This is a genomic window from Kribbella deserti (assembly GCF_042434725.1).
In the GTDB taxonomy this organism is placed as follows: Bacteria; Actinomycetota; Actinomycetes; order Propionibacteriales; family Kribbellaceae; genus Kribbella; species Kribbella deserti.
Window position 1 is genome coordinate 192,254 of sequence record NZ_JBHLTC010000030.1, and the last position, 24,760, is coordinate 217,013.

Consider the following 24,760-nt stretch of genomic DNA (forward strand, 5'->3'; position numbering starts at 1 on the left):
CTTCTGCGTCAGACGGCCGCTTCCGCCCATTGGCGGCCCGACTACCTGGAGTGTGAGGCATGGCAGGAAAGCTCAAGCTCGTGTTGGCCCTGGCAACAATCACCACCGCCGCCCTCGGCGCCGCCACCCCGGCGCAGGCCGCACCGAACCCCGGCACCACCATCGTCGGCGGCACGCTGGCGAGCACGGCCCAAGCGCCGTGGGCGATCGCGCTGAACAACACCGCTTCGTCCTCGCCGAACGACCAATACTGTGGCGCGACCCTGGTAAAGGCCAACAAGATCGTGACCGCAGCCCACTGCGTCGCCCGCGCGATGAGTTCGTACACCGCGGTCCAGGGTCGCGATAGCCTGTCGGAGACCTCGGTCGGCCGTACCTCAAAGATCTCCAAGATCTGGAAGGACCCGCTGTACGGCCAGCAGCCGGGCCACGACGTCGCCGTACTGACCCTGGCCACGCCGTTCACCGGTGTCGCCACCCTGCCGCTGGAGACCAGCCGCTCAGCGGATGTCGCCGGCGCCCGGCCGACCGTCTATGGCTGGGGCAACACCGGCGGCGCCGGACCGGCCGAACGCTTCCAGAAGGTGCTCGTCCCCGTGCTGGGTGATTCGTACTGCTCGCGGCCGGACGTCTACGCCGACTACGACTACGAAGCCGACGGCGAGATCTGCGCCGGGTACGTCGAGGGTGGCAAGGACTCCTGCCAGGGGGACTCCGGCGGTCCGCTGGTGCTGAACGGCCGCCTGTTCGGTGTCGTCTCGTGGGGTATCGGCTGTGCGGAAGCCCGCAAGCCGGGTGTGTACGCGGAGGTCGCCACCTACGCCAGCGCGCTGCAGGCCCAGATCAACAGCTAGCCGTCTCCCTCCACCTCGACCCCGGCAAGCCGCCCGCTGCCGGGGTCGAGGCACGTCTGAGACGGCGTTTCAGAGCCTGCTGAAACACTGTTTCAGCCCGGCCGCTAAGGTTCCGCCATGGCACGCGCGGCGGATGAGAAGACCACCCTCGGCTCGGTCTGGCTGCGGCCGGATCCAGGCGAGACGCGCTCACCGCTCAGCCGCGCGGACATCGTCAAAACAGCCATCGCGATTCTCGACTCCGAGGGCCTGGACAGCCTGACGATGCGGCGGATGGCCGGCGAGCTCGGCACCGCCGCGACCTCCGCGCTGTACTGGCGGGTGGCCACCAAGAACGACCTGCTCGAACTGGCCGTCGACGCCGTCATCGGTGAGGCCGATCTCGGCAACCTGGCCGGCGACTGGCGCCGGCAGCTCGAGATCCTCGCCCGCCGGGTGTACGACGTACTGCGCCGCCATCCGTGGGCGTCCCAGCTCCTCGGCAGCCACGCGGGCCTCGGTCCGAACTATCAGGCGTACGCCGAGCGCATCCTGGAGATCCTCGCCGCGGCGGGATTCGTCGGCGAAGGCCTTGACGCCGCGGTGTCGGCCGTCTTCCACTACGTCGTCGGCGCAGCCGTCGCGGACGCGGCCTGGACCGCCACGATCAGGCGTAGCGGCAGAACCCAGCCGGAATGGGCCGCCGCGGCGGGTGATCAGCTCGGGGTCGGGGCCAGCGTGCTCGCGTCCTACCTGAGCCGGAATGACCTGGCCGGACCGGAGGCGCGGTTCGTGGCCGGCCTCCGGGCCATCCTTGGCGGTGTTGAGGAACCACTCGAGGAACCGTTAAAGGTCGGCTAGCACCGACAGCGGCGATTCGAAGGCGTCGGCGACAAACCGCAGGAACCCCGCGGCCGTACCGCCATCGCAAACCCGGTGGTCGAAAACGAACGACAGCTGGGTGATCTTGCGAACCGCGAGCTGCCCGTCGACCACCCACGGCCGGTCGATGATCCGGCCGACGCCGAGAATCGCGACCTGCGGGTGGTTGATGATCGCCGCGCTGCCGTCCACACCGAAACTGCCGTAGTTGTTCAGCGTGAAGGTGCCGGCCGTGCCGATATTGCGGCCTTCCCGCGCCTCGGCGGTGACCTTGCGGATCTCGGCGTCGAGGCCGCGCGTGGTCAGCCGGTGCGCGTTCAGCACCGCCGGTACGACGAGCCCGCGCTCGGTCTGCGTGGCCAAGCCGAGGTTGATGCCGTCGTACTGGATCAGCTCGTCGCGTTCGGTATCGACGCTGCCGTTCAGCTCCGGGTACTTGAGCAGACCGGCGACCACGAACCGGGCCATCAAGGCGAGCAGACCCGGACCGGGGTCGGTTGCCGTGCGCAACGACTCGCGCAGGTCGAGCAACGCGGTGGCGTCCACGTCCACCCAGGTGGTCGCCTCGGGGATCTCGCGGCGGCTGCGGCTCAGGGTGGTCGCGACGGCCTTGCGGAATCCGCTCATCGGCGTGACCAGCTTGATCGGCAGGCCCGTCCGGCTGTCCAGGCCGTCTTGCTGCTTTTCGGGTCCGGGCGTGGCTGCGGTCTCCACGTCGCGGCGGGTGATGACGCCGCCGGTGCCCGTACCCGTGAGGGTGGTCAGGTCGACGCCGGAGTCCTTCGCGAGCTTGCGTACGAGGGGCGAGATCACCAGCGGGACCTTGTTCCCGGCCTTGGCTGCTGGGCGCGCGATCGGGCTGGCCGTTGTTGTTCCGGTGGCGGCTTTCGAGGCGGGCGCGGCCGGGACGGCGGTACGGCGGCGGCGATTGCGGCCGGTCGAGTGCAGACCGGAGGTGCCGTAGCCGATCAGCACGTTGCCGGAACCGGCCTTCTCCTCCTCGCGATACTGCTCCGCGGCCCGGCTCTTGGCAGCAGGTTTGCTTTCCGCAGCCGGCTTGCTTTCGGCAGCTGGTTTGCCGGCAGCGTCGGTCAGGATTCCGATCGAGATCAGTGGCTGGCCGACGTTGACGGTCGAGCCCTCCTCGCCGTGCAGCTCGGCGACCACACCGGCGTACGGCGAGGGCACCTCGACGATCGACTTGGCTGTCTCGACCTCGGCGATCGGCGCGTCCACCGCGACAACATCGCCGACGGCCACCAGCCAGCGGACCACCTCGGCCTCGGTCAGGCCTTCACCGAGGTCGGGCAGCAGAAACGTCTGCACGGTCACGAGTCCTCCCACTGCAGGTCGTCGACGGCGTCGAGAATGCGGTCAACGCTCGGCAGCTGGTGACGCTCCAGCTTCGGTGGCGGGAACGGAATATCGAAACCCGTCACCCGGCGGATCGGCGCGGCCAGCGAGTGGAAGCACCGTTCGGTGACCCGGGCAACGATCTCGGACGAGACACTGGCGAAACCGGTCGCCTCGGCGACCACCACGGCCCGGCCCGTACTGCGAACCGCCGCGCACACCGTTTCGTCGTCGAACGGCACCAGCGAGCGCACGTCGACCACCTGCAGCTCGCGCCCCTCGGTCGCGGCCACCTCGGCGGCCTCCAACGCGATCGGCACGGACGGCCCGTACGCGATCAACGTGGCGTCACCACCCTCACGCCGTACGACGGCCTGTCCGATTCCGGGCTCGGCCTGGGTCAGGTCGACCTCTTCCTTGGCCCAGTACAGCTTCTTCGGCTCCAGGAAGATCACCGGATCCGGCGATTCGATTGCCCTGCGCAACAAGGTGTACGCGTCGGCCACGGTGGCGGGCGCGACCACGATCAGGCCCGGGGTGTTGACGTAGTAGCTCTCGGACGAGTCGCAGTGATGCTCGACGCCACCGATGCCCCCGGCGTACGGAACGCGGATGACCATCGGCAGGGTGACCCGGCCGCGGGTGCGGTTCCGCATCTTCGCGACGTGGCTGACGATCTGCTCGAACGCCGGATACGCGAAGGCATCGAACTGCATCTCGACCACCGGGCGCATGCCGTTCATGGCCATGCCGATCGCCGTACCGACGATGCCGGCCTCGGCCAGCGGAGTGTCGTAGCAGCGGCTTTCACCGAACTCCGCGGTCAGGCCGTCGGTGATCCGGAAGACGCCGCCCAGCGCGCCGACGTCCTCGCCGAACATCAGCACGGTCTCGTCCGCGGTCATCGCGTCGCGCAGCGCCTGGTTCAGCGCCTGGGCCATGCTCAGCTTCACGTGCGTCATCGCGCCGTCTCCTCACGCGCCAGTTCGTCGGTCAGGAAGGCCCACTGCTCGCGCAACTGCGGCGTCGGCTCGGCGTACACGTGGGCGAAGAGATCGGCCGGATCCGGCTGGACCTCCTGCATCAGGCCTTCGCGCAGGTGGGCCGCGATCCGCTCCGCGTTGTCCCGCGCCTGGGCCCGGCCGTCGTCGTCGAGCAACCCGCGCGCGGTGAGGTAGGCCTCCGCGCGCTTCAGCGGATCGCGCTCGAGCCACGGCGCCACCTCGGCGTCGTCGCGATAACGTGTCGCGTCGTCGGCATTCGTATGCGCCTGGACCCGGTACGTGTGCGCCTCCACCAACTGCGGGCCTTCGCCGCGACGGGCCTTCGCCACGGCTGCACCGAGTACGGCGAGCAGGCCCGCGAGGTCGTTGCCGTCGGCCCGTTCTCCCGGTACGCCGTACCCGACGCCCTTGTGGGCAAGGGACGGCGCGATGGTCTGGCGGCTGAGCGGCACGGAGATCGCGTACTCGTTGTTCTGGATGAAGAAGACGACCGGGGCCTGGAAAACCGCGGCGAAGTTCACGGCCTCGTGGAAGTCGCCCTCGCTGGTCGCGCCGTCGCCGCAGAGGGCCATCACGACGGTGTCCTCGCCCTTGAGCTTGGCCGCCTGGGCGACACCGACCGCATGCAGCAGCTGCGTCGCGAGCGGCGTGGCCTGCGGCGCGACGTTGTGCTCGTACGGGTCGTAGCCGGAGTGCCAGTCACCGCGGAGCAGCGTCAGCACCTCGATCGGGTCGACGCCGCGCGAGACGGCCGCAACGGTGTCGCGGTACGTCGGGAAAAGCCAGTCCTGCTCCTGCAGTACGAGCGAGGCCGCGACCTGGCAAGCCTCCTGGCCATGGGACGACGGGTAGACCGCGAGCCGTCCCTGCCGGACGAGTGCGCCGGCCTGGTCGTTGATCCGGCGCCCGGCAACGAGTTCGCCGTACCCCTTGAGCAACAGGTCGTCGGCCGGCATCGAATACACCGCATGCTCGTGGGCGGTGCCGTGCTCGTCGATCAGCCGAACCGGCTCGGTGGAGGGGAGCAAGTGCTCCTCGATGGCGGTCATGGACCCTCCTACTGCACAGACGGACGGATTCCTTATGGTCCCCCTGCTGGCCATTAGTGATCCACAGTTCGCCTAGATGCGAGAATATGTATCACTGGAACCGCCCGACGGGAGCAATATGTCTGATCGTGATACCTCTGCCGGGGGTGGTACTGGACAGTTGGCCGCGCCGCTCGACGCCATCGATCGTTTGATCGTCGACGAGTTGGTCGCCGACGGCCGGCTTTCCATCCGCGCACTGGCCGAAAAGGTGCACATCTCGCGGGCCAACGCCTATGCCCGGGTCGAGCGGCTGACCACCGCCGGCGTGATCACCGGCTTCACCGCGACGGTGGATCCGCTCAAGATCGGCCTCGCCACCTCGGCGTACGTGATGCTCAACCTGCGCCAAAGCTCGTGGCGTGTACTCCGCGAACGCCTTCAGGCCATTCCCGAAGTCCGCCACGTCGCCCTCGTCGGCGGCGACTTCGACGCGATCCTCCTGGTCCGAGCCGCCGACAACGCCGGCCTGCGCCGGGTGGTCTTCGACGAACTCCAAGCCGTCCCCGAAGTCCTAAGCACCCGAACCGCCCTAGTCTTCGAAGACCTCGGCACCCCCTAACCGCCACCTCGGCCGGCCATTGGTCAGGCCCAGCCGTTGAGAGCTTCCATGAAGTCGGCGAAGTGGCCGTAGACACAGTGACCGGCCCGGCACCCGCCTCTTCGTGCCGGACCGCATCTCGCCTCCCTGCCGCTCTTCACTGCCAGGCTCCCCGGCGAGCCAGTGCCCCTTGGACGGTTCGGCGGGGGTTGACCCGTTGGGAAAGGGCTTGCTAGCGTCGGCGGCGGGCGCGGATCTACACGAGTAGCTTCGCGATGTCCTGCTGACCTGATCGGAGTTTGCGCGGATGACGACGAGGTACGCCGTAGTGGGGACCGGGCATCGCGCCCGGGAGTACGTGCGGGCGATCTACCGGGATCACGCGGAGACGGCCGAACTGGTCGCGCTGCTCGACACCAACCCGGGCCGGTTGGCGTATTACCTGGACCTGGTCAAGGAGCTCGGTGGCGACAGCCTGCCGACGTACCACCCGGACGGGCTGGAAAGCATGATCACCGACCAGCGGGTGGATCGGGTGATCGTGACGAGCCCCGACCACACCCACGCGGCGCTGGTCGCGCGTTGCCTGCGGGCGGGCGCGGACGTGATCGTCGAGAAGCCGCTCACGATCGACGCCGCGGGCACTCGCGAGATCGTCGAGGCTCAGGCGTCGTCCGGCAAGTCCGTCGTGGTGACCTTCAACTACCGCTACTCGCCCCGTAACAGCGCGCTGCGCCAGCTCATCGCGGACGGCTCGATCGGCCAGGTCACGAGCATCGACTTCCAGTGGGTGCTGGACACCCGGCACGGCGCGGACTACTTCCGGCGTTGGCACCGCAAGAAGAAGAACTCGGGCGGACTCCTTGTACACAAGGCCTCCCACCACTTCGACCTGGTCAACTGGTGGATCGACGCGGCCCCGGCCCGGGTCTTCGCCTCGGGGTCGCTCGCGTTCTACGGTTCGGCCAACGCGGCGGAACGTGGGCTGGGGCCACGTCCCGCGCGTGGCACGGTCGACGGGTCCGCCGACGATCCGTTCCTGCTGGACCTTCGGACTGACGAGGACCTGCGCCGGCTCTACTTGGAGGCCGAGCACCACGACGGTTATCTCCGCGACCAGGACGTCTTCGGCGACGGCATCACCATCGAGGACAACCTCGCATTGACCGTCGAGTACGACAGCGCGGCCCGATTGTCGTACTCACTGAACGCGCACAGCCCGTGGGAGGGCTATCGCGTCGCCGTCAACGGCACGGCGGGACGGGCCGAGCTGGAGGTGGTCGAACGGGCCGCCGTACTCGGCGCCGAGGTCGACCCGAGCTATGCGTTCGAACCGGTTGCCACGGGCAACGTCCGGGTGGACGGCGAACGCCTCGTGCTGCAACGGCATTGGGAATCCGCGGTAGAGGTGCCGATCCCGAAGGCCATCGGTGGCCACGGTGGCGGCGACGCGGTGCTCTTCACGGATCTCTTCCGCGGGGTGACCGACGATCCCCTCGGCCGGGCGGCCAACGTGCACGACGGAGTGCGGGCCGTTGCCGTCGGCATCGCCGGCAACCAGTCGCTCGAAACCGGTCTGCCCGTCACCATCGCGGAGCTGGAGCTAAGCGGTTTCTAAGCCTTTTCGGGACAACCACACGAGGCGCGGAGGACGAGTTCGGTCGGGTAGGTGAAAGCCTCGATCGGCTCGTCCGTCTCGTCCAGCAGCCGGTTCACCGCCTTGCGCGCGATCCGCTCGATCGGCTGCCGTACGACGCTGAGCGGAGGCCAGCTGAACTCCGATTCAGCCGTCCCGTCGAAGGCCATCACCGCCAGCTGTCCCGGCACGTCGCACCCCGCCTCATGGATGGCGCGAAGAAGGCCGACGGCCTGCAGGTCGGAACTCACGAAGACGGCGGTCGGCGGATTCGTTGCCTTGAGCAAACGCCTGCCCGCGTCGTAACCACCTTGGCGGCTGAACTCCGTCCGCTCGATCGGGCCGTCCGGTAGGCCCGCCGCGTTCAGGGCGTCGCGCCAGCCGTGTTCGCGATCGGGACTCCAGTCGCTCTGCTCGATGCCGATCACCAGGCCGATCTCGCGATGGCCGTGGCCGATCAGGTGCTCGACCGCGAGGCGCGCGCCGGCCCGGTACTCCGCGCAAATGGAGGTGGTTCCGCGCACCGGGCGGTTCAGGGCCACGACCGGAACGTTCGCATCAGCCAGTTCGGTGGTATCCGGCTCCCCGGTCGGCGTGGTGAGAATGAGGCCGTCGACCTGGCGGGCGAGCAACTCCGCGATCTTCTGCTTCTCCACCACCGGGTCGCTGTCGGTATTCGTCTGCAGTACGACGTATCCGCGCGCGGCGGCCTCCTTCTCGATGGCCTTCGCGAGTTCGGCGTACAGCGGATTGCCGCCGTCGGGAATGATCAGGCCGAACGTACGAGTACTGCCGACCTTCAGTGCACGGGCCGTCGCGTTCGGCCGATACCCGAGCACGCGGATCGCCTCCAGCACGCGGTCCCGCGTCTGCGGGGACACCGACCGCGGGCCGTTGTTCACCACGTAGCTCACCACGGCCGTGCTGACCCCGGCGTACTCGGCGACGTCGTTCCTGGTCACCACCTCGCGCCCGCCCTTGACCATGGCCAGATCGTACGCTCGCCGAGCCGAGGCCGTCCGCGCCGCGGCCGTCGCGCGGCCGCCTTCGCGCGGCCGCCTTCGCGCGGCGGCCGTCAGCGAGGGCTTGTCGCAGCGTCTTCGGGGTTGATCAGCTGGTCTTTCACTGGACTCTTCGCTTCGAATGCCTGGGCCACGGCCAGGCTGTCCTCGTAGACATGGTGCCGGGTGACAAGGCCGTCCTCGACGGTGAGATGCAGAGCGAACCGCGCCCGGTAGGCACGTCCGGTGGGCCGGGCGGTCTGACGGATCTCGCCCAGTACGACCGCGTCGCTTCCGTCGATCAGGATGCGCTCGACCTCAGTCGCCACCTGCTCCGGCACGTGGTACTCGGCAAGCTCGCGATAGTGGGCGGCTGCATCAGCCCGGGTGGACCGGTGACGGATCCACGGCGTGGCAGTACGGCCGTGCTCGGACTCTGGCCAGTCGAGCTTCCAATCTCCCTGCTCGGCATACAGCTCGGCGATGCGCTCGGGATTGCCTTCGCCGATTCTGCGCAGCAACTCCTCAACCACAGCGCGGGTGTTCGTAGGTGTGGCTATAGACACGACTGACCTCTCCGTCCAGCTCCGCGTCCTCCGACGCGGAGAGATCGCTAAATCTGCCAGCACGGGCTCGCCGAGACGACTACCTCCGAAGTAATGCGAGCCGATCGCCCAGATCCACTTTCGACATGGCCCTAGTCCGTACTCGCGGTCGTTGCGGGTGTAGGCGGGCGATTCGGTGATCAGGCGTAGGTGGTGACGAGAAGGCCGATCAGCAGCATGACGGCGCCGACCGTGCCGAAGGCCGCGACGCCGACCAGGCCGATGGAGCTGCCGGCCACCCGGAACTCCGCCGGATCCTGCGGGGAGTAGACCACGTCGATCGAATCGCCGACGGCCTTGCCGCCCGAATCGGCGTACGGCGAACGGGCCTGCACCTCATGCCCGTCGGCGGTACGGAACCGGATGACGGGATAACGGTAGGTGCTGATGCCACTCTTGGTCGTCTTCTGGTCCACCTCGATCGCGACCAGCTGGCCCGTCGCGGTGTATCCGCGCGTCAACCGTCGCTCCCGGCGCGCGAGCACCAGCGCCGCCAACACTCCTGCCGCCCCCACGGCCACGAACAGATAACCCCAGATCACCACGATTCCGTCCCCACAATTCGCACCGACAGACCGTAAACGCTGCGCAGGTCAATCGCACACCCCGTCCGCACGTCGAACACCCCGGTCGGCAGGTCACAGGCGCGACGTGGTCAGTCACGGTCGAGGCGGTCGGCGTACGAGCGGAGCGCGCGCAGAAAGTCGACCTCACGGAACGCGGGCCAGTAGGCGTCGCAGAAGTACAGCTCGGATCGGGTGCTCTGCCAGAGCAGGAAGTTCGACATCCGCTGCTCTCCACTGGTCCGGATGATCAGCTCGGGATCGGGCTGCCCCGCGGTGTAGAGATGGCGCCGGATGTCCTCAACGGAGACGGTTTCCGCCACATCGGTCAGGCCTTTACCCGCTGCCGCCCCGGTCTCCAGCAACGTTCGAACGGCCTCGACCACCTCCTGCCTTCCGCCGTAACCGATCGCGAGATTGAGGTGATTGCCGGTTGTACAGTCCTTCGTCGCTTCAACCGCCTCCTTCAACGCCCGCGCCGTGCTGTCCGGCAGCAGATCGAGCATGCCCGCGATGTGCAACTGCCACCGGCCTCCCGGCTGCATGAGCCGACTGGCGACCACCTCTTCGGTGACGCGCATCAGGTACGCCACTTCGGCGTCGCCGCGTTTGACCAGGTTCTCGGTGGAGCAGACGAAGGCCGTGACGTGCCGAACGCCCGCTGTCTCGCACCAGCGCAGCATCTTCTCGACGTGCTCGGCGCCGTACCGATGGCCGACGCTCGGGTTGGCGTGGCCCTGGCCGCGGGCCCAGCGCCGGTTGCCGTCCATCACGATGCCGATGTGCGCGGGAATCGGCCGTCCGGCCAGCCGCGCGCGCAGACGACGGACGTACAGCGAGTAGAACGGCTCGAGCAGCGTCATACCGATCAACCTATGTTGTTGTGAGGATCTCCTCCCAGTGGTCGAGCAATGTGCACAGGTGGGTTGTCGGGCGAACGGTGGGCCTGGCGTCACTGAGGCGGTCCGCCAGCCAGCGGCCGTTGCGGACCGGCGCGTTGGCGTCGTGCTCGCCGTACCAAAGGCTGACCTGGCAGCTCACGTCCGGCAACCGGAAGTCCCAGGGCCGGAAGGTGATCGCGGCATCCGCCAGATAGCCGTCCGTCTGAGCGAGCCCCTCGCGCACGGAATCCGCGACGGCCTTCGCGCCCTGCCGGGCGAGTTGAGCCGCATCCTCGGGCGGCAGACCGGCCAGGAACCGAGTGGCGAGGGCCTCGTCATCCTCGTCGGCCGGGTCCAGCTGGGCGACGTACTGCTCGAAGTCGGGGCGCATCCGCTCGACGTTCTCGGCGACAGTCCCTCGCGCCAGCGCGGCGAAGAAGTCCCGCTGCTGCGGCGAAAGGTCGTCCCGAGGCCACGGCGGATCCATGGCAGGCGCCATACCCGGCGCGGCAGCCAGCACGACGGCCCGAACCCTCTCGCCGTACCGCGCCGCGCAGGCCAACGCGTACGGCCCGCCCAGCGACATTCCCAGCAGTCCGAACTCCGCCACCTCCAACGCATCCGCCACCGCCACCAAATCCCTGGCGACGACCGAGTGCCCCACCCCTGTCCGCTCTGCCCACGCCTCCGCCGGACGTGGACCAGCCGGCACCGCGGGCGTCCCCACCTCCGCCCGGCACGGATCAGCCCGCACCGTGGACGTCTCCACCTCCACAGGGCGTGGCAGGTATGGGTCGGAGGTGCCATAGCCAGGGCGGTTCACCGCGATCAGCCGCACGCCGACCCGCCGCGCGGCCGTATCACCCGTGAAGGCGGCCCGGCGTGTATCCGGACAGCCGTGCAGGAAGAAGAACGCCCGCCCGCGTGGATCCCCGCCCTGCCAGTACTGGGCGCGGCGCCCATCCGGCAGGGTCAGCTGCTCGCTCAGCTCAGGCGCCGCTCAGCTCTGGCCCTCGGCGATGTTGACCATCCAGCCGATGCCGAACTTGTCCGAGCACATGCCGAACACGTCGCCCCACATCTGTTTCTCCAGTGGCACCGCGACCGTGCCGCCGTCGGAGAGTTTCTCCCAGTAACCGCGCAGCTCGTCGCTGTCGTCACCGCTCAGGCTGATGGCGATATTCGTGCCCGGGTTGTACGGCATGCCCGGCGGGGTATCGGCGCCCATCAGCGTGAAGCCCTTCTCCGTCTCCAGCTGGGAGTGCATGATGCCGTTCTCCTGGGGCGTGCCGGCCATGCCGGACTCCCCGAACGTGCTCAGCGTGAGATCACCGCCGAAAACGCTCTGGTAGAACTCCATCGCCTCCCGCGCGTTGTCGGTGAAGCTCAGATACGGATTGAGTCGCGAGGCCATCGGACGCTCCTTTGCGGTCCAGAACGGGAACTGCTTTGCACACTAGACCCGCCCACCGACAGTCTGCGAGAGCTCGGATCCATGGACGCGGCGCCGCTGCCGGGCTACCTTCCGAAGGTGAGTTTCAACAACGTGAGCGCGGATGCCTACGCACGCTTCATGGGCCGGTACGCCGAACCGCTGGCGGGCGGTTTCGCCGACCTCGCCGGGGTCCGGCCGGGTCAGCGCGCGCTCGACGTGGGCTGCGGGCCCGGTGCCCTGACCGCCCAGCTGATCGATCGGCTCGGCCCGGACGCCGTGTCGGCCATCGACCCGTCGCCGCCGTTCATCACCGCGGTGCGCGAGCGCTTTCCCGAGGTCGATATCCACTCCGGCACCGCCGAGGATCTTCCGTTCGCCGCCGGCTCCTTCGACGTCGCGTTGGCCCAGCTCGTCGTTCACTTCATGGCCGATCCGGTCCAGGGACTGCGCGAGATGGCCCGTGTCACCCGTCCGGGCGGGACCATCGCCGCCTGCGTCTGGGACCACGCCGGTGGCCGCGGCCCGTTGAGCCCGTTCTGGAAGGCGGCTCACGAGGTGTTGCCGGAGGTGCACGACGAGTCGGATCGTGCTGGTGCTCGTGCTGGCCAGCTAGCCGAGCTCTTCGCTGCCGCTGGAGTTCAGGACGTGCAAGCCGGCACGTTGACGGTGGAAGTCCCGTACGAGTCGTTCGACGAATGGTGGGAGCCGTACACCCTCGGCGTGGGCCCGGCCGGCGCGTACACGGCCAAGCTGTCGCCTGAACACCGCGAGGCCCTCCGCGCCCACTGCGCCGAGGTACTACCCGCAGGGCCGTTCACCATCTCCGCCACCGCGTGGACGACTACCGGCACGACATGACGAACTGGCCGGAGGTCCTGGCGCCGTACGCGCATGAGATCACCTTGCACCCCGGCTGCTCCGAACCTCGATTAGCCGCGGCAAAGCGCATCCTCGACCGGACGTTGCCGCAAGACCTGCACGGGCTCTACCGCCATACAGACGGCATCTACGACATCAGCGGCCAGTGGTTCAGTATGTGGCGTCTAACCGACCTAGTCAGCTGGAACCTCACCTCCTGGCGGGAAGGCCCTTCCGAGCGCCGTACGCTCCTAGCCTTCGGCGACGACGGTACTGGCGATCCGTTCTGCGCAAGCCTCGACCGAGATCCGGCCGTCTACTCGTGGTCACCTGTGTCCCAGGAGGCCACCCACCTTGCGGACAACCTTGAGGCCTTCTGGCCGGGATGGCTTTCCGGCCAGATCGGGACCTGACCTTGCTTACAGTGGTGGCGTGGCCAGACTCCGGCAAGTGAGCTTTGAGGTCGTACCGTTCGAGGAATGGGGTGGGCACGAATTGGTCCCGTACGTCGACGGCGTGAGCCTGTTGGACCTTGTGTCGGCGTACGAGCAGAAGAGCCGCTTCGATGTCCCCGGGGCTTACGCGGGGCTTAAGGTCGAAAGCTTCAAAGCTGGCGAACTAGCCGACTACCTGCTCGGGAAGCCTCGGTACTCCTTCGGCGACAATCCAGGCGCTGTTGCGCTTCTAGGCTGCGATTGCGGCGATACCGGCTGCTGGCCACTCCTGGCCCAGGTCCTGGCCGAAGATGGCGTAGTGACTTGGAGTGACTTCGCCCAGCCGCACCGCCCTAAGCGCGACTACACGCGCTTCGGCCCGTTCAACTTCAACGCTGACCACTACACCCAGACCGTCCGTACTCTCCCCTGATTCTTCTGTAGGCGTAGGCATTATCCGAAGCGCGATAAACCCGCCCGAGCGGTCGTACCAGCTGTCAGCCTTGGCTCCATGAGCGAACAGCCGACGCACTCGACCCCACCCGTCCAATGGTGGGCCATGACCATCCACTGCCTTGACCCGCACGCCACCGCCGAAGCCCTGCTGCCGCTTGGCGGCAACCTCTCCCCTCACCAAGATCCGAACAACCCGAACCTGCTGGTGCTGCAAGATCCGGCCGGCCATCCGCTCTGCCTGCTGCGCGCCTCCGCGGCCCGGCGCTTCTAGCCAGGCGCCGTTTTGACGTACGGGCTAACGTGGCCGAAACGCTGAAGGGGTGGGCTTATGAGCGTCGAGTCCAGGTACGACGAGGTGGCGGCGGAGTACGACGAATGGGTGGGCGGTGGTTCGCCGCTGGCCGACCCGGTGTTCGCGGAATTGGTCGGCCGGGTGGATGGGCAGGAGGTCTGTTCGGTCGCTTGCGGGCAAGGCCGGGAGGCGCGGTACCTCGCCAGCCAGGGCGCGACCGTGACGGGTGTCGACCTGTCGGAGAACTTCATCACGCTTGCGCGGCGCCACGAGGAGGCGGAGCCGCTCGGAATCTCTTATCAGCAAGGAGATGCGCATACGCTCGAAGGGCTGGCAGACGAGTCGTTCGACGGCGTGGTTTGCTTCATGGCGTTGATGGACATCCCTGACCTGGATGCGGCGCTGCGGTCTATCGCGCGCATTCTGCGGCCAGGTGGGTGGTTCGTTTTCGCGATCACGCATCCCTGCTTCAAGACACCTGCGACCGGCGATTTTGTCGACCATACGAACAAGAGCGTCCGTCGCGTCGTCGGGCGGTACTTCGCCGAGGGCTATTGGGACGGCCCAGGTCTTCATCGGAACGCCCTGCCCGTCGGGGCCTATCACCGCACCTTAAGCACCTACGTGAACACGTTGTCGAGCGCGGGATTCGTCGTCGACCAACTCCGCGAACCACCCCTCGACCACCCGCCGGTCTGGCAGGAAGTCCCCCAACTCCTCCACGCCCGCTGCCACCTGGCCTGAGCCAGTTCCCGCCTGGTGGTCAGTCCGAGCGACTGCTCATCGCGGCGGCCCCTCAACGCGGGTGCCCGGATCGGCGAGCTGCGCCCACCTGGTGATCTGGTAGGCGGCGCTGTCGGGCGGTGGTTCGTCGCCACTCAACTCGGTCGACGTCCACTTGGGAAGAATGAAGGCGATCGCGGAACCGCCACGCCGCGTACGAATGATGAGCCCTGCGTAGTTGAACCTCGCGGACGCCACCTCGGCTCTGGGGAAGCGCTCACTGCCGATCGGGTGCCGAATCACCAGCTCAGTCGGCGTAATCCGCACAGCGGGCCGCAGGATGAGCGCCGGAAAGCCGGCCAACAGAATGGAGAACGGCCACACCTCATCGATCGGGAAATGTTCGCTGGCAAAGACGACCGTCGCCACGAAGCCCAGCACAGGCAGAACGCACAAAATCCGGCCGACCACCCCGGCATCCCATACCTGCTCGTCCTGCTCGTCTCGGTCTTCATTCACGAATGCAGTTTGATCGAGACCCACACTCCACGCCACCACTTCGACCTTCAGGCCAGGCTAGAACCGACAGGCGACTCGTCGTACAGGACGCTTTAAGACGCGGGGCTCGGCGGCATTGTGGTCGGCACTCGCCCCGGACGGTTCAGCGCGACTTGGCGGTGGTTCGGTAGCTGCGCAGCATCAGGATCAGGCCGGTCGCGATCGCTAGGCCCACGAGGGCGAGCACACCGCACTTCACGATCGGCACGCGCCAGCCGTAGTCGGCGGTGTAGGCGGTCTTTGCGTTCTCCGCGAGCCGTACGCCCTCGATCGCGCCCGGCATGGGATCGGTGTGCCGGACCCGGACACTGTCATTCAGCACGATGTCCTGTCCCATCACGGTGCCGTCGGCGCGGGTGAACGTGCCGACCCAGCGGCAGGACTCGTCACCGCACTTGCGGTCGGTAGGGGTCAGGGTCCCGACAGGGCCGTCGCGCAGGGCGGAGCGGCCCTCGAGTCCCTCGGTTGCCAGGCTCAGCCCGCCACCGAGGGTGAAGAGCAGGATGAAGACGATGCCGATGAGGACAAAGACCCGCTCGCGGGTGCGCAGTGGTCGTTTGGTCGTCATGGCAGGGGCAGCCTAGCGGAATCGCCGAAACGGCAAGCACGGACGTTAGCCCCCGCAACCGTCAGATCACTGCGGGTCGCCGAGATGCACGCCGGCCTCACGCAGGTATGGTCCCCGCCTGCCGCTGCCGCCGCACATGCCTCGTCATGACCGCGCCCGCGATGGCGACCCCGATCAGAATGGGCATGACAACAACGATCACGGCCCACAGAACGATGGCGAGGTAGCCGTAGGCAGCGTTGTTCACGTCCGCGTCCGCCAGCACAAGCAAGACGATGCTCAGCACGAACGCGACCACCATCAGGACCCCGAGGATGATGGCGGACCAGACGAAAACCTTGGCCCACCGCCGGTAGCCGGTGCTGACCCCCGGGACTTGCGGTGATGCGTATGCCCCGCGCGCAGTCGGCATCTGGACCGGATCTGGGCCTGGCTGCTGATCGAACATGGAACCCAGTTTCACTGTCCGCGCCCCGAAACACCAAAGCTTGCCGCTCCCACGTCTTGACCATGCGCGGCTTCAGCCCACCCGCGCATATCCAAGAGGCCCCGTCGCTGCGGGTTAGCGTTCGTCTCATCGACGAGATCAGCGAAGTTGCTCAGTGGTCGGATGCGGCACGCCAGCGCTACGAGCGATGCGCCGACGATCTGATGGCCGCGCTCAAGGCACATGTCGCGCTGACGATCGAGCGGAGCGGTCGCCAACGAGAGTTCGCCCGTACTTTTCCTCCACTGAGGCGCTTTCGAAGGCGGCTGAAGCGTTCAACGAGACGGAACTCGACTGGTGCGGTTCGTCCGCGCTGAACCTCATGGACCTCGATGACTTCGACGACGAAGACAACGATGACGAGGATGACGAGGACGAGGAGGCCGCCGGGCCTGTGCTCTCGGGCTTACTCCGTTCGGATTTCACGGTCACGGACCAGGCGGCCCTGGTCAGCGCGGGGCGGGATGCTTATCGAAGCCTGTGGCCGTCCGACACCGACGAAGACGCCGCCCTTGCCGTCCCGGACATCATTCGGGCCGCCGCCGAGATCGTGCACGCGAGCGGCTGGTCGGGTCTGGCGAACGCTCCGGGCCTGGAGCCGCACGCGGAGTGGAACACCTTCGTCTCCCACGATGGCCAGTCCGACACCTCGGACGACGAAGACCCCTTCGCGATCGCCCGACCCCAGGCGCCGCTATAGGTGCTCGTCGAGGTTGGTTGCGTGCGGTTTGCCAGTCCAAAGCCTTTGGCGTGGGTCCAGGTGTCGTCGTGGCCGGTCTTGAGGTGGCGGTCATCGGCGTCCTATCGCCGTACCGGCAGACTCGGCCTGATCGTCCATTAGCCGAGGGCCGGCCGTCAGCCTGGTTCGGCCTGCACCCGCGCCCGGCTGGGACCGGGACTTGGCTATGTTGGACCGACTTGCCGATTCGCGTACGCCGGCGCGGGCGGCGATACGACTCCCTCTTGACTCGAAGGGATCGAGCATCCGAATGGCCGAGAGGGGCTGGAAGTTATGCGGACGATCCTGCTGAGTGGTGCGCTGGCGGTGGTCTGTTCGCTGCTGGGGACTCGGTACGCGATCGGGTGGTTCGCCCGTCACGGCTTCGGCCAGCCGATCAGGCAGGACGGACCGACCACGCATCACGTCAAACGAGGTACGCCGACCATGGGCGGTCTCGCGATCCTGCTGAGCGCCACCGCGGCCTACCTGACGGCAACGATCGTGACCGGTGGGTGGCCGAGTGCCAGCGCCTGGCTCCTGATGTTGCTGTTTTTCGGCTGCGGGGCCGTGGGGTTCCTCGACGACTTCATCAAGGTCTACACCCAGAACAACCAGGGCCTCAGCAGCCGGGCCAAGATGGCGGGACAAACGCTGGTCGCGCTCGTTTTCGGGGTACTTGCCACCCAGTTGTACGCCGACGAGCGCGGCGTCCGGCCGGCGTCGCAGTACATCTCCACCACGCACGACTGGGGGATCAAGCTGCCGCTGGTCGTCGTACTGCTTGCGATCTGGTTCCTCGTCACCGCGACCTCCAACGGCGCCAACCTCACCGATGGTGCCGACGGCCTGCTCGCCGGCGCGTCGGCGTTGATCTTCGGCGCGTACACCATCGTGAACATCTGGCAGAACAACCAGCTGTGCGGCTCCGCCCGGCCCACCGTGGTGGAGTCGCAGTGCTACCAGGTGCGCGATCCGCTCGACCTCGCGGTGTTCGCGGCCGCCATCGCCGCGGCGTGTATCGGCTTCCTTTGGTGGAACGCCAATCCCGCGCGGATCATCATGGGTGACGTCGGCTCGCTGGCCATCGGAGGCGCGTTGGCCGGGCTGGCGATCATGTCCCGTACCGAGCTGCTGATGGCCGTCATCGGCGGACTGTTCGTACTCGAGACGCTGTCCGTGCTGCTGCAGATGAGCTACTTCCAACTGACCAGGCGACTCACGGGCACGGGGCGCCGCATCTTCCGGATCGCGCCCATCCACCATCACTTCGAACACCTGGGCTGGGACGAGGTCACCGTGGTGATCCGCTTCTGGATCATCGCCGGGATCTCCGTCGCCGCCGGGCTCGGCATCTTCTACGCCTCCTGGCTGGCCTGAACCTGTCCGGTCTTTCGGAGTACACCGCCGACGGGCGGGAAAACCCGTTGCGGTGGTCTGGCCCGGTTGCTTGATTGATGTGCAACCAAGTAAGGGAAGGAACCACGACCACATGTCGCTGCCGACCCCCACGCTGCATACCGAACGCCTTCGGCTGCGTCCCTTCGACGACGCGGATGCCGACGAGCTATTCGCGCTGCACAGCAACGCGTTCGTGCTGCGCTACTGGGACTCGCCGCCGTGGACCGAACGCGACCGTTCCGCGCGATTCATCGCGGCTTGCCGTCAGCTTGCCGAGTCGGGCACCGGGGCTCGGTTGGCCGTGGATCGTTCCTCCGACGGGACCTTTCTCGGCTGGTGCAGCCTGAGCCAGTGGAACCCGGACTACCGCAGCGCGTCGCTGGGCTTCTGCTTCACCGAGGCGTCCTGGGGCTACGGCTACGGCACCGAGGCCGCGCGCGCCTTGCTGGGATGGGCGTACGACACGCTGGACCTGAATCGCGTTCAAGCCGAGGCCGACACACGCAACGTGGCATGCGCCCGCGTCCTGGAAAAGCTCGGCTTCGTGCACGAAGGAACACTGCGCGAAGACTGCATCGTGAACGGCGACGTCTCCAACTCCTGGGTCTACGGCCTCCTCCGGCGCGACTGGCAGTCACCAACCGAGGCGCCGCAAGCCCTCTGAGCGGGTCTCGTCCGACGCAGGCATCCGGGTCGTCAGGTCAGTAGGCGGGCCCAGTCGTCCAGTTCCCGCAGGATCCGCGGCAGGTGCTCGCCAGCGTCGAGCAGCGACCGGGTGCAGAACGCGACCTGCTCCGCGCTCTCGTCGCGATGCCCCAGCACCACCCACAAGCACCAGGCCGTGAAGCTGAGATGCCCGATAAGCAGTCCGGCGAAGGCAGTCGCGTCGACGGACCCGGCCGGGCCGCCGTGCTCCCGATAGGACCCGATCAGCGGACGAACGATGCCAGGGTCGCCGCCCGCGATGCTCCGCTCGTCGGCAGCGGCGAGCCGAACGGCGTTGGCCGCCGCGTCCCACCACGGAACATCGGCGGTCGCCGACTCCCAGTCGATCAACACCAGACCGCTCGGGGTGGCGAGGATGTTGGCTCGGGCGGCGTCCCCGTGGGTCATCCTCAGGGCCGGCCGGTTCCGCAGCGCGTCGGCGATCAGGTCGGCCGAGTCTTCGGCCACCCCGAGTACAGCGCGAGCGGCCCGGCCCAACGCCGGGTCTGCCATGCCCTCGGCCTGACCGGCCCAGTCCCGCCACTCGTCCAGCGGGAAGACCGACGACGCGTCGGCGTCCGGGTCGAGTGCCACGTTCAACCGGGCGATCCGGGCCAGGACGCCGCCGAGCCAGGACGCCAGTTCCTCGTCGGGGACGCGGGCGTCCCGCAGGTCGCGGCCCTCAACCCAGGCCGTCACCCGGACAAGGTCGCCGCCGGCGTCCGGTGGCGCGTACCAATAGCCAACGCTCGGCTCGGGCGGCTGGACGGGCTGAGGCATAGGGATACCGGCCGCCACGGCGGCGCTCTCCAGCCGGTACACGGTCCAGGCCTTCCGACGCTGCCACTCGGCGAGATCAGGGCGATCGGCGGAGCCGAGATGGTCGTACTTGACCACCCAGCGCCCGTTTGTCGTCGACAAGACTCGAGTGACGGCGGGGCGGTCTCCGTTGGCGAGCGGGCGGTCCTCCAGGACAATCCCCAGGCCGAAAGCATCGGCGAGCTGCTCGGCGTTGATCGGCACCCCGGGGAGTGTTCCACGCGCCACGCCCGGAGGCGACACCATTTCGGCCGGCAGGACGCCGGCAACCTCGCACCACGAGCCGATCGTCAGGTGGGAGAACGCACCCCAGATCATCACTCGCCTTGTGGCCGGAGCAGACCCGGCATCCCGGACCCGGAGTCGTGGGAAGCGGTGGCGGCGACCGCGTTAGCAGATCTGCTGGCAAGCCCGCCCAGGCGTTAAAGAACCCCAGGTCATGTAGCCCGTGACCTGGGGTTTCTCGTGGAGCCGCCTATCGGAATCGAACCGATGACCTTCTCATTACGAGTGAGACGCTCTGCCGACTGAGCTAAGGCGGCGTGGCCCTAGGGCCGATGCAAGAGTGTAGCGGGAGGTCGGGCCGATTCCGAATCGGATACCCCGACGGGTTGTCGGAGGGCCACCGAAGGCGGGTGCCGTCGCGGCGGCGAGGCACGTCCGGACGCCGAGGCCGCGAGGGCGGCCGACCCGGACCGGAGTCGGCCGGGTCGCACCTCGGCTGGTTGGCCGGGTTCGGTTGCCGGACGGTTGTCCGAGGTCGGCGCGGACCAGGCGTTGGCTGGTCGTACGTCGGAGGGTGGCCGGGTCGCTCGCCGGACGGGCGGCTGGGGCGGACGTCGGACGGGCGGCTGCCGGGGCCTGGGCCGGGCGGTTGGCTGGGGCGGTTGTGGGAGGGCCGGGCGGTTGGCTGGGGCGGTTGCGGGAGGGCCGGGCGGTTGGCTGGGGCGGTTGCGGGAGGGCCGGGCGGTTGGCTGGGGCGGCGGGGATTGGCGCGGCGTCTCGCGAGCGGGTTCTGGCGGGACCACTCGTTGCCGGAACCTGCGGCGGCGGCTTAGGCGTCGTACTGCTTGCGGAAATTGGCTGGTGGGGCTGTGTATTCCACGGGACCGGGCATGAGAATGGGAATTTGGGGGGGAAATTGGGAAATGGGTTGACGGTGGGCGGGGGTGGGGGTCAAACTATTGCTCGGCAGATAGCCGCAGGACTGAGAGGGACGATCGTGACTGGACGGCGGGAGATGGATAAGCGGGGGTTGCGTATTTCGCGCACCGCCGGCTTTGCCTGCCTGCGGTCTTGGCCCGCGGTCCGCGCGTATCACGGTCAGAACCTGCTTAGTGGCGGCGAATCCCGTCCGAGTCCGGGTGGTCCACCTGCTTGATCGTTGCTGATCAGGCCAGGGGCCGCCCGTCGGGTTCGACCGACCGGGGCGGCCCTTTTTCATGTTCGAAACACCTTGGTTTTGCCGGTGAGCTGTGGCAGCGGAACAGATTCCAAACCTGTTTCCCGAGGGTTCGATTCCTTCCATCGGTGCTTTTCGGTGCCCACGGGCGGCGAATTGAAGAATGAGAATCGAATAGTCAATGAATGGACGAGCTGCGGGCCAGTGGTGGGCCGCCTCAGATGAGGAGATCGGGAGTTCGAATCTCTCCAGCTCGACCGGGCGCCCTCAGGTTCAGCTACCGGCCGCAGGGGCGCCAAACGAAAAGGCCGTGGTCCCCGGCCAGGCGGAGGCGCCGGCCGGGGACCCGCCGAACGCCCGTGGCCCAACTGGACAAGGCGGCTGCCTACGAAGCAGCAGAGTGCAGGTTCGAGTCCTGCCGGGCGTGCTGTGTCCGAGGCGGAAGTGGGCGATGCGCCGGGATGTGACCCCGGAGGAAGCGGGTTCGAGCCCCGCCGGACACCCCAAGCCGGATCCACCCGGCCGGACAAGAAACACCCGCGCCGGATCCACCGGCCGGGCAAAGCCCGAGCCGGGAACCACCCGGCCGGATGAAGCACCGTTGATCGACGTACGCGCGGCTCTGGCCCAACTGGTAGAGGCGTCCGGTTCAGGACCGGAAGGTTCGGGGTTCGAATCCCTGGAGCCGCACCGATGGATCGGCCTCAACGTGAGGTCGTTTGGCACACTGAGGAGAGGAGGAAGGCCATGAGCGGTGTGATCGTGCTCAACGCGTCGTACGAGCAGCTGCATGTCGTCTCCGTGCCGCACGCCATCCGGATGCTCGTCCGGGAGGTGGCGGTGGTCGAGGAAGCGCACGACGGCGCCCGCATCGGGCCATTCCCTTTACCCCGCGTGCTTCGCCTCGTCCGGTACGTCGTGACCAAGTGGCGGTATGCGACCGGCCGCCTGCAGTACACCCGCGCCGGCGTACTGCGCCGTGACCGGTTCCGCTGCGCCTATTGCGGTCAGGCCGGCGCGATGACGATGGACCACGTCGTACCGCGCTCCCGTGGTGGCCGGGGTGAGTGGCTGAACGCCGTCGCCGCGCACGCCTCGTGCAACGAGAAGAAGGGCAACCGGACGCCTGAGGAAGCCGGTATGCCGTTGCTCTGGCAGCCGTGGATTCCCTCGCGGGCCGAACTCTCGATCTGAGCCACGGCTACCAGTAGTGCCAGGTGGGCGACGGCGTCCCACCCTCGGTTCTGACCCGAGGTCCCGCAGGTTCGAGCCCTGCCCTGGCAACGCCGTACCCAACAATCCGAGCAATACCAGAGAAGAAGGAGTGGAGATGAACTTCCCTGTCCCGCTGAGTGGCGCGAAGAGCTCCACCCTGATGTGGGCCCAGGAACACGAGGTCGGCGCCGCGGCGTTGACCCAGCTGCGCAACATCGCCGCGCTGCCCTGGGTGCACGGTGTCCGGGTGATGCCGGACGTGCATCTCGGCAAGGGCGCCACGGTCGGTTCGGTCATCGCGATGCGGCAGGCGGTTTCGCCCGCGGCGGTCGGGGTGGACATCGGCTGCGGCATGGAAGGCGTACTCACCTCGCTGACGGCAGCGGATCTGCCTGACGACCTTTCGGCGATCCGCGGCCGGATCGAGGACGCCGTACCGGTTGGCTTCAAGGCTCACGAGTCGGCCGTCAGCCCGCGCAAGCTCTCCCTCTCCGGCGACGGCGGTGGCGGTGGCGGTGGCGGTGGGGACGACTGGAGCTGGAAGAACTTCTGGGGCAAGTTCACCAGCCTGCACGAGGGTGTGCAGGACCGGGAACGCAAGGCCATGCTGCAGATCGGCACACTCGGAGGCGGTAACCACTTCATCGAGGTCTGCCTCGACGAAGTGGACCGCGTCTGGCTCATGCTGCACTCGGGCAGCCGGAACATCGGCAAGGAACTGGCCGAGCGGCACATGAAGATCGCCAAGGCCATGCCGCACAACGCGGATCTGCCCGACCGGGATCTCGCGGTGTTCCTCAGTGGCACCAAGGAGATGGACGCGTACCGCCGCGACCTGACCTGGGCCCAGGAGTACGCCGCGCGCAACCGGGCGATCATGCTCGCGCTGATCTGCCAGGTCATTCGGGAGTCGTTCCCGACGGCCGGAGTCACGTTCGAGCAGCCGATCTCGTGCCACCACAACTACGTGGCGGAGGAGACGATCGATGGCCTCGACCTGCTCGTCACCCGCAAGGGCGCGATCCGGGCCGGCCTCGGCGATCTCGGGCTGATCCCGGGTTCGATGGGCACCGGCTCGTACGTCGTACGCGGGCTGGGGTCGGCGCAGTCGTTCTACTCCGCGTCGCACGGCGCCGGGCGTCGGATGAGCCGTAACGAGGCCAAGCGGCGTTACACCGTCGACGACCTCGTGGCCCAGACCGCCGGGGTGGAGTCGCGTAAGGACGCGGGGGTTCTCGACGAACTACCGGCCGCCTACAAGGACATCGAGTCGGTAATCGCGGCGCAGGCCGATCTGGTCGAGGTAGTTGCCCACCTCAAGCAGGTGATCTGCGTCAAGGGCTGAGCCGGGTGGGCCGTCCGTCGTACACAGGGGTTACGACGGGCGGCCCTACTCCTCGCTTTGCTCCGAGAGGTTCTTGAGCCGCTCGAGCTGGGCCCAGTGGTGCGCGATGCGCTCCTTGCCCAAGGCGGTCAACGCAACGCTGGTATTCGGCTTCTTGCGGACGAAGCTCTTGAAGATGTCGACCAGACCGGCGTCTTCCAGCTTGGTCAGGTGGCTCGACAGGTTGCCCTTGGTAAGGCCGGTCGTCCTTTGCAGGAAGAGGAAATCCGCGCTTTTGACCGACGAGAGCACCGTCAGGATCGCCAACCGGCCCGGTTCGTGGATCAGCCGGTCGAGGTTGAGATCGGCATTACGCTCCGGCATCGCTGTCCTTCGGCTCCAGGGCTCCGGCTGGACCAAAGGTACGGACGAACGCCCGGTGGTCCAAAACGCCGTTCAGAATGACGGCAAAACCGGCCAGCAGTAGCCCGATGTTGCTCGGGTCGGCGCCGTTCCACAGTGGCACCGCTCCGATGACCAGGAGTGCACCCCAGATCATCACGTGGTGGCGCTTCAATCCGACTCCGATCACGTAGGACAGCAGGGCCGCGAGCGCTACACCGATGGCGATGGGATTGACCGGCAGATCCAAGGACCACGACATCCGGCTGCGCAACAGCAGGGATGCACCGACCACGAGCGCGACCGTGAGCACGATCTGCAGGACGGTCAGCCAACCGTGCTTCGCGGTCTGGGTGAGCCGGCCGTAGTTCTCGTTGTAGTAGCGCTGGATCGGCAGGGCCGACAGCGCCGCGGCGAGGAACACCACCAAAAAGACGGCGGTGATGTCGAGCGGCGGAACCTCCCAGTTCCCCAGCGCCGCGACCACGATCATCAGCCCGCCGGGAATGGCCAGCAGACCACGCAGATAGGTGTACGTCGCCCCGGCGCGTTCCAACTGCTTCCGCTCCATTTGGA

29 protein-coding genes and 6 tRNA genes are annotated in these 24,760 nt (G+C 67.6%); 19 read left to right on the forward strand and 16 right to left on the reverse strand.

What is annotated here, in order from left to right:
* The first annotated feature begins 59 nt into the window (after positions 1–59).
* Positions 60–854 carry a S1 family peptidase gene (locus ACFFGN_RS23545; protein WP_380051344.1) on the forward strand — a complete coding sequence of 265 codons (795 nt, stop codon included), beginning with the start codon at positions 60–62 and terminating at the stop codon, positions 852–854.
* A gap of 117 nt (positions 855–971) precedes the next feature.
* Positions 972–1,694, forward strand: a complete 723-nt coding sequence (locus ACFFGN_RS23550; protein ID WP_380051346.1) for a TetR/AcrR family transcriptional regulator — start codon at positions 972–974, stop codon at positions 1,692–1,694.
* Here the strand turns inward: ACFFGN_RS23550 and ACFFGN_RS23555 are convergent.
* The 3 genes from ACFFGN_RS23555 to ACFFGN_RS23565 are packed head-to-tail and all read right to left on the reverse strand — an operon-like array spanning position 1,680 to position 5,121.
* Positions 1,680–3,047, reverse strand: coding sequence for a dihydrolipoamide acetyltransferase family protein (locus ACFFGN_RS23555; protein WP_380051348.1), 1,368 nt, complete (start codon positions 3,045–3,047; stop codon positions 1,680–1,682). The two genes, ACFFGN_RS23550 and ACFFGN_RS23555, sit on opposite strands and share 15 nt — an antisense overlap.
* Positions 3,044–4,030, reverse strand: a complete 987-nt coding sequence (locus ACFFGN_RS23560) for an alpha-ketoacid dehydrogenase subunit beta (RefSeq protein ID WP_380051350.1) — start codon at positions 4,028–4,030, stop codon at positions 3,044–3,046. Before ACFFGN_RS23560 ends, ACFFGN_RS23555 begins: the two co-directional genes overlap by 4 nt.
* A complete protein-coding gene (locus tag ACFFGN_RS23565) occupies positions 4,027–5,121 on the reverse strand; it encodes a thiamine pyrophosphate-dependent dehydrogenase E1 component subunit alpha (protein ID WP_380051352.1) in 1,095 nt (364 codons plus the stop codon). The genes ACFFGN_RS23560 and ACFFGN_RS23565 overlap by 4 nt, the downstream gene beginning before the upstream one ends.
* A 118-nt stretch (positions 5,122–5,239) precedes the next feature.
* On the opposite strand from ACFFGN_RS23565, the gene ACFFGN_RS23570 reads away from it, so the two are divergent.
* Both ACFFGN_RS23570 and ACFFGN_RS23575 read left to right on the forward strand, forming a co-directional pair.
* Entirely contained in the window at positions 5,240–5,722 is a 483-nt protein-coding gene (locus ACFFGN_RS23570; RefSeq protein ID WP_380051354.1) for an Lrp/AsnC family transcriptional regulator, read from the forward strand.
* Between the two features lie 286 nt (positions 5,723–6,008).
* Positions 6,009–7,319: a Gfo/Idh/MocA family oxidoreductase gene (locus ACFFGN_RS23575; RefSeq protein WP_380051356.1), complete on the forward strand. Its 1,311-nt coding sequence runs from the start codon at positions 6,009–6,011 to the stop codon at positions 7,317–7,319.
* Here the strand turns inward: ACFFGN_RS23575 and ACFFGN_RS23580 are convergent.
* From ACFFGN_RS23580 to ACFFGN_RS23605, 6 genes are all read right to left on the reverse strand, one after another.
* Positions 7,316–8,323 (reverse strand): LacI family DNA-binding transcriptional regulator, encoded by a 1,008-nt coding sequence (locus ACFFGN_RS23580; RefSeq protein WP_380051358.1) that lies wholly within the window; start codon positions 8,321–8,323, stop codon positions 7,316–7,318. The genes ACFFGN_RS23575 and ACFFGN_RS23580 overlap by 4 nt on opposite strands.
* 89 nt (positions 8,324–8,412) lie before the next feature.
* Positions 8,413–8,871, reverse strand: a complete 459-nt coding sequence (locus ACFFGN_RS23585; protein WP_380051360.1) for a nuclear transport factor 2 family protein — start codon at positions 8,869–8,871, stop codon at positions 8,413–8,415.
* Positions 8,872–9,083: 212 nt separating this feature from the next.
* Complete coding sequence (locus tag ACFFGN_RS23590) at positions 9,084–9,488, reverse strand: DUF3592 domain-containing protein (protein WP_380051362.1); 405 nt, start codon at positions 9,486–9,488, stop codon at positions 9,084–9,086.
* A gap of 110 nt (positions 9,489–9,598) precedes the next feature.
* Entirely contained in the window at positions 9,599–10,369 is a 771-nt protein-coding gene (uppS, locus tag ACFFGN_RS23595; protein ID WP_380051364.1) for a polyprenyl diphosphate synthase, read from the reverse strand.
* A 10-nt stretch (positions 10,370–10,379) separates the two neighbouring features.
* The gene (locus ACFFGN_RS23600) at positions 10,380–11,375 is read right to left on the reverse strand and encodes an alpha/beta fold hydrolase (protein ID WP_380051689.1); all 996 of its coding nucleotides are present in this window, start codon (positions 11,373–11,375) and stop codon (positions 10,380–10,382) included.
* A 12-nt stretch (positions 11,376–11,387) separates the two neighbouring features.
* Positions 11,388–11,801, reverse strand: a complete 414-nt coding sequence (locus ACFFGN_RS23605) for a VOC family protein (RefSeq protein ID WP_380051366.1) — start codon at positions 11,799–11,801, stop codon at positions 11,388–11,390.
* 117 nt (positions 11,802–11,918) lie between these two features.
* On the opposite strand from ACFFGN_RS23605, the gene ACFFGN_RS23610 reads away from it, so the two are divergent.
* From ACFFGN_RS23610 to ACFFGN_RS23630, 5 genes are all read left to right on the forward strand, one after another.
* Positions 11,919–12,680, forward strand: coding sequence for a class I SAM-dependent methyltransferase (locus ACFFGN_RS23610; RefSeq protein WP_380051368.1), 762 nt, complete (start codon positions 11,919–11,921; stop codon positions 12,678–12,680).
* The gene (locus ACFFGN_RS23615; protein WP_380051370.1) at positions 12,677–13,093 is read left to right on the forward strand and encodes an SMI1/KNR4 family protein; all 417 of its coding nucleotides are present in this window, start codon (positions 12,677–12,679) and stop codon (positions 13,091–13,093) included. Before ACFFGN_RS23610 ends, ACFFGN_RS23615 begins: the two co-directional genes overlap by 4 nt.
* A 37-nt stretch (positions 13,094–13,130) precedes the next feature.
* A complete protein-coding gene (locus ACFFGN_RS23620; RefSeq protein ID WP_380051372.1) occupies positions 13,131–13,547 on the forward strand; it encodes a hypothetical protein in 417 nt (138 codons plus the stop codon).
* Between the two features lie 78 nt (positions 13,548–13,625).
* Entirely contained in the window at positions 13,626–13,841 is a 216-nt protein-coding gene (locus ACFFGN_RS23625) for a VOC family protein (protein ID WP_380051374.1), read from the forward strand.
* 57 nt (positions 13,842–13,898) lie between these two features.
* On the forward strand, positions 13,899–14,606 hold the full coding sequence (locus tag ACFFGN_RS23630) for a class I SAM-dependent methyltransferase (protein WP_380051376.1): 708 nt from the start codon (positions 13,899–13,901) through the stop codon (positions 14,604–14,606).
* Between the two features lie 36 nt (positions 14,607–14,642).
* Here ACFFGN_RS23630 and ACFFGN_RS23635 read toward each other — a convergent pair whose 3' ends face one another.
* The 3 genes from ACFFGN_RS23635 to ACFFGN_RS23645 all read right to left on the reverse strand — a co-directional run bounded on the left by ACFFGN_RS23635 (position 14,643) and on the right by ACFFGN_RS23645 (position 16,159).
* The gene (locus tag ACFFGN_RS23635; RefSeq protein ID WP_380051378.1) at positions 14,643–15,140 is read right to left on the reverse strand and encodes a PH domain-containing protein; all 498 of its coding nucleotides are present in this window, start codon (positions 15,138–15,140) and stop codon (positions 14,643–14,645) included.
* Positions 15,141–15,246: 106 nt separating this feature from the next.
* On the reverse strand, positions 15,247–15,711 hold the full coding sequence (locus ACFFGN_RS23640) for a hypothetical protein (RefSeq protein WP_380051380.1): 465 nt from the start codon (positions 15,709–15,711) through the stop codon (positions 15,247–15,249).
* 97 nt (positions 15,712–15,808) lie between these two features.
* Positions 15,809–16,159, reverse strand: coding sequence for a hypothetical protein (locus tag ACFFGN_RS23645; RefSeq protein WP_380051382.1), 351 nt, complete (start codon positions 16,157–16,159; stop codon positions 15,809–15,811).
* A gap of 361 nt (positions 16,160–16,520) precedes the next feature.
* On the opposite strand from ACFFGN_RS23645, the gene ACFFGN_RS23650 reads away from it, so the two are divergent.
* The 3 genes from ACFFGN_RS23650 to ACFFGN_RS23660 all read left to right on the forward strand — a co-directional run bounded on the left by ACFFGN_RS23650 (position 16,521) and on the right by ACFFGN_RS23660 (position 18,981).
* Positions 16,521–16,898 (forward strand): hypothetical protein, encoded by a 378-nt coding sequence (locus tag ACFFGN_RS23650; RefSeq protein WP_380051384.1) that lies wholly within the window; start codon positions 16,521–16,523, stop codon positions 16,896–16,898.
* Between the two features lie 312 nt (positions 16,899–17,210).
* A complete protein-coding gene (mraY, locus tag ACFFGN_RS23655; RefSeq protein ID WP_380051386.1) occupies positions 17,211–18,296 on the forward strand; it encodes a phospho-N-acetylmuramoyl-pentapeptide-transferase in 1,086 nt (361 codons plus the stop codon).
* 112 nt (positions 18,297–18,408) lie between these two features.
* Positions 18,409–18,981, forward strand: a complete 573-nt coding sequence (locus ACFFGN_RS23660) for a GNAT family N-acetyltransferase (RefSeq protein WP_380051388.1) — start codon at positions 18,409–18,411, stop codon at positions 18,979–18,981.
* A gap of 32 nt (positions 18,982–19,013) precedes the next feature.
* Here ACFFGN_RS23660 and ACFFGN_RS23665 read toward each other — a convergent pair whose 3' ends face one another.
* Positions 19,014–20,159, reverse strand: coding sequence for an aminoglycoside phosphotransferase/kinase family protein (locus ACFFGN_RS23665; protein ID WP_380051390.1), 1,146 nt, complete (start codon positions 20,157–20,159; stop codon positions 19,014–19,016).
* 148 nt (positions 20,160–20,307) lie between these two features.
* Positions 20,308–20,383: transfer RNA gene (locus ACFFGN_RS23670), tRNA-Thr, on the reverse strand.
* A gap of 1,050 nt (positions 20,384–21,433) precedes the next feature.
* Here ACFFGN_RS23670 and ACFFGN_RS23675 point away from each other — a divergent pair.
* The 7 genes from ACFFGN_RS23675 to ACFFGN_RS23705 all read left to right on the forward strand — a co-directional run bounded on the left by ACFFGN_RS23675 (position 21,434) and on the right by ACFFGN_RS23705 (position 23,803).
* A tRNA-OTHER gene (locus ACFFGN_RS23675) sits at positions 21,434–21,500 on the forward strand.
* A 96-nt stretch (positions 21,501–21,596) separates the two neighbouring features.
* Positions 21,597–21,670: transfer RNA gene (locus ACFFGN_RS23680), tRNA-Arg, on the forward strand.
* A 2-nt stretch (positions 21,671–21,672) separates the two neighbouring features.
* A tRNA-His gene (locus tag ACFFGN_RS23685) sits at positions 21,673–21,749 on the forward strand.
* A gap of 110 nt (positions 21,750–21,859) precedes the next feature.
* Positions 21,860–21,933 (forward strand) — tRNA-Leu (locus ACFFGN_RS23690).
* Positions 21,934–21,990: 57 nt separating this feature from the next.
* Complete coding sequence (locus ACFFGN_RS23695) at positions 21,991–22,437, forward strand: HNH endonuclease (protein WP_380051392.1); 447 nt, start codon at positions 21,991–21,993, stop codon at positions 22,435–22,437.
* Between the two features lie 17 nt (positions 22,438–22,454).
* Positions 22,455–22,527 (forward strand) — tRNA-Gln (locus ACFFGN_RS23700).
* Between the two features lie 46 nt (positions 22,528–22,573).
* The gene (locus ACFFGN_RS23705; protein ID WP_380051394.1) at positions 22,574–23,803 is read left to right on the forward strand and encodes an RtcB family protein; all 1,230 of its coding nucleotides are present in this window, start codon (positions 22,574–22,576) and stop codon (positions 23,801–23,803) included.
* A gap of 45 nt (positions 23,804–23,848) precedes the next feature.
* Here ACFFGN_RS23705 and ACFFGN_RS23710 read toward each other — a convergent pair whose 3' ends face one another.
* Complete coding sequence (locus ACFFGN_RS23710) at positions 23,849–24,166, reverse strand: transcriptional regulator (RefSeq protein WP_380051396.1); 318 nt, start codon at positions 24,164–24,166, stop codon at positions 23,849–23,851.
* Complete coding sequence (locus ACFFGN_RS23715) at positions 24,153–24,755, reverse strand: hypothetical protein (protein ID WP_380051398.1); 603 nt, start codon at positions 24,753–24,755, stop codon at positions 24,153–24,155. The genes ACFFGN_RS23710 and ACFFGN_RS23715 overlap by 14 nt, the downstream gene beginning before the upstream one ends.
* Positions 24,756–24,760: the final 5 nt, after the last annotated feature.

What these genes read in the sequence shown, in the direction of transcription:
- ACFFGN_RS23545 (WP_380051344.1), top strand. Translation starts at nt 60, where the DNA reads ATGGCAGGAAAGCTCAAGCTCGTGTTGGCCCTGGCAACAATCACCACC.
- ACFFGN_RS23550 (WP_380051346.1), top strand. Translation starts at nt 972, where the DNA reads ATGGCACGCGCGGCGGATGAGAAGACCACCCTCGGCTCGGTCTGGCTG.
- ACFFGN_RS23560 (WP_380051350.1), bottom strand. Translation starts at nt 4,030, where the DNA reads ATGACGCACGTGAAGCTGAGCATGGCCCAGGCGCTGAACCAGGCGCTG.
- ACFFGN_RS23565 (WP_380051352.1), bottom strand. Translation starts at nt 5,121, where the DNA reads ATGACCGCCATCGAGGAGCACTTGCTCCCCTCCACCGAGCCGGTTCGG.
- ACFFGN_RS23570 (WP_380051354.1), top strand. Translation starts at nt 5,240, where the DNA reads ATGTCTGATCGTGATACCTCTGCCGGGGGTGGTACTGGACAGTTGGCC.
- ACFFGN_RS23575 (WP_380051356.1), top strand. Translation starts at nt 6,009, where the DNA reads ATGACGACGAGGTACGCCGTAGTGGGGACCGGGCATCGCGCCCGGGAG.
- ACFFGN_RS23580 (WP_380051358.1), bottom strand. Translation starts at nt 8,323, where the DNA reads ATGGTCAAGGGCGGGCGCGAGGTGGTGACCAGGAACGACGTCGCCGAG.
- uppS (WP_380051364.1), bottom strand. Translation starts at nt 10,369, where the DNA reads ATGACGCTGCTCGAGCCGTTCTACTCGCTGTACGTCCGTCGTCTGCGC.
- ACFFGN_RS23605 (WP_380051366.1), bottom strand. Translation starts at nt 11,801, where the DNA reads ATGGCCTCGCGACTCAATCCGTATCTGAGCTTCACCGACAACGCGCGG.
- ACFFGN_RS23615 (WP_380051370.1), top strand. Translation starts at nt 12,677, where the DNA reads ATGACGAACTGGCCGGAGGTCCTGGCGCCGTACGCGCATGAGATCACC.
- ACFFGN_RS23625 (WP_380051374.1), top strand. Translation starts at nt 13,626, where the DNA reads ATGAGCGAACAGCCGACGCACTCGACCCCACCCGTCCAATGGTGGGCC.
- ACFFGN_RS23630 (WP_380051376.1), top strand. Translation starts at nt 13,899, where the DNA reads ATGAGCGTCGAGTCCAGGTACGACGAGGTGGCGGCGGAGTACGACGAA.
- ACFFGN_RS23640 (WP_380051380.1), bottom strand. Translation starts at nt 15,711, where the DNA reads ATGACGACCAAACGACCACTGCGCACCCGCGAGCGGGTCTTTGTCCTC.
- ACFFGN_RS23645 (WP_380051382.1), bottom strand. Translation starts at nt 16,159, where the DNA reads ATGTTCGATCAGCAGCCAGGCCCAGATCCGGTCCAGATGCCGACTGCG.
- ACFFGN_RS23650 (WP_380051384.1), top strand. Translation starts at nt 16,521, where the DNA reads ATGGACCTCGATGACTTCGACGACGAAGACAACGATGACGAGGATGAC.
- mraY (WP_380051386.1), top strand. Translation starts at nt 17,211, where the DNA reads ATGCGGACGATCCTGCTGAGTGGTGCGCTGGCGGTGGTCTGTTCGCTG.
- ACFFGN_RS23660 (WP_380051388.1), top strand. Translation starts at nt 18,409, where the DNA reads ATGTCGCTGCCGACCCCCACGCTGCATACCGAACGCCTTCGGCTGCGT.
- ACFFGN_RS23665 (WP_380051390.1), bottom strand. Translation starts at nt 20,159, where the DNA reads ATGATCTGGGGTGCGTTCTCCCACCTGACGATCGGCTCGTGGTGCGAG.
- ACFFGN_RS23695 (WP_380051392.1), top strand. Translation starts at nt 21,991, where the DNA reads ATGAGCGGTGTGATCGTGCTCAACGCGTCGTACGAGCAGCTGCATGTC.
- ACFFGN_RS23705 (WP_380051394.1), top strand. Translation starts at nt 22,574, where the DNA reads ATGAACTTCCCTGTCCCGCTGAGTGGCGCGAAGAGCTCCACCCTGATG.
- ACFFGN_RS23710 (WP_380051396.1), bottom strand. Translation starts at nt 24,166, where the DNA reads ATGCCGGAGCGTAATGCCGATCTCAACCTCGACCGGCTGATCCACGAA.
- ACFFGN_RS23715 (WP_380051398.1), bottom strand. Translation starts at nt 24,755, where the DNA reads ATGGAGCGGAAGCAGTTGGAACGCGCCGGGGCGACGTACACCTATCTG.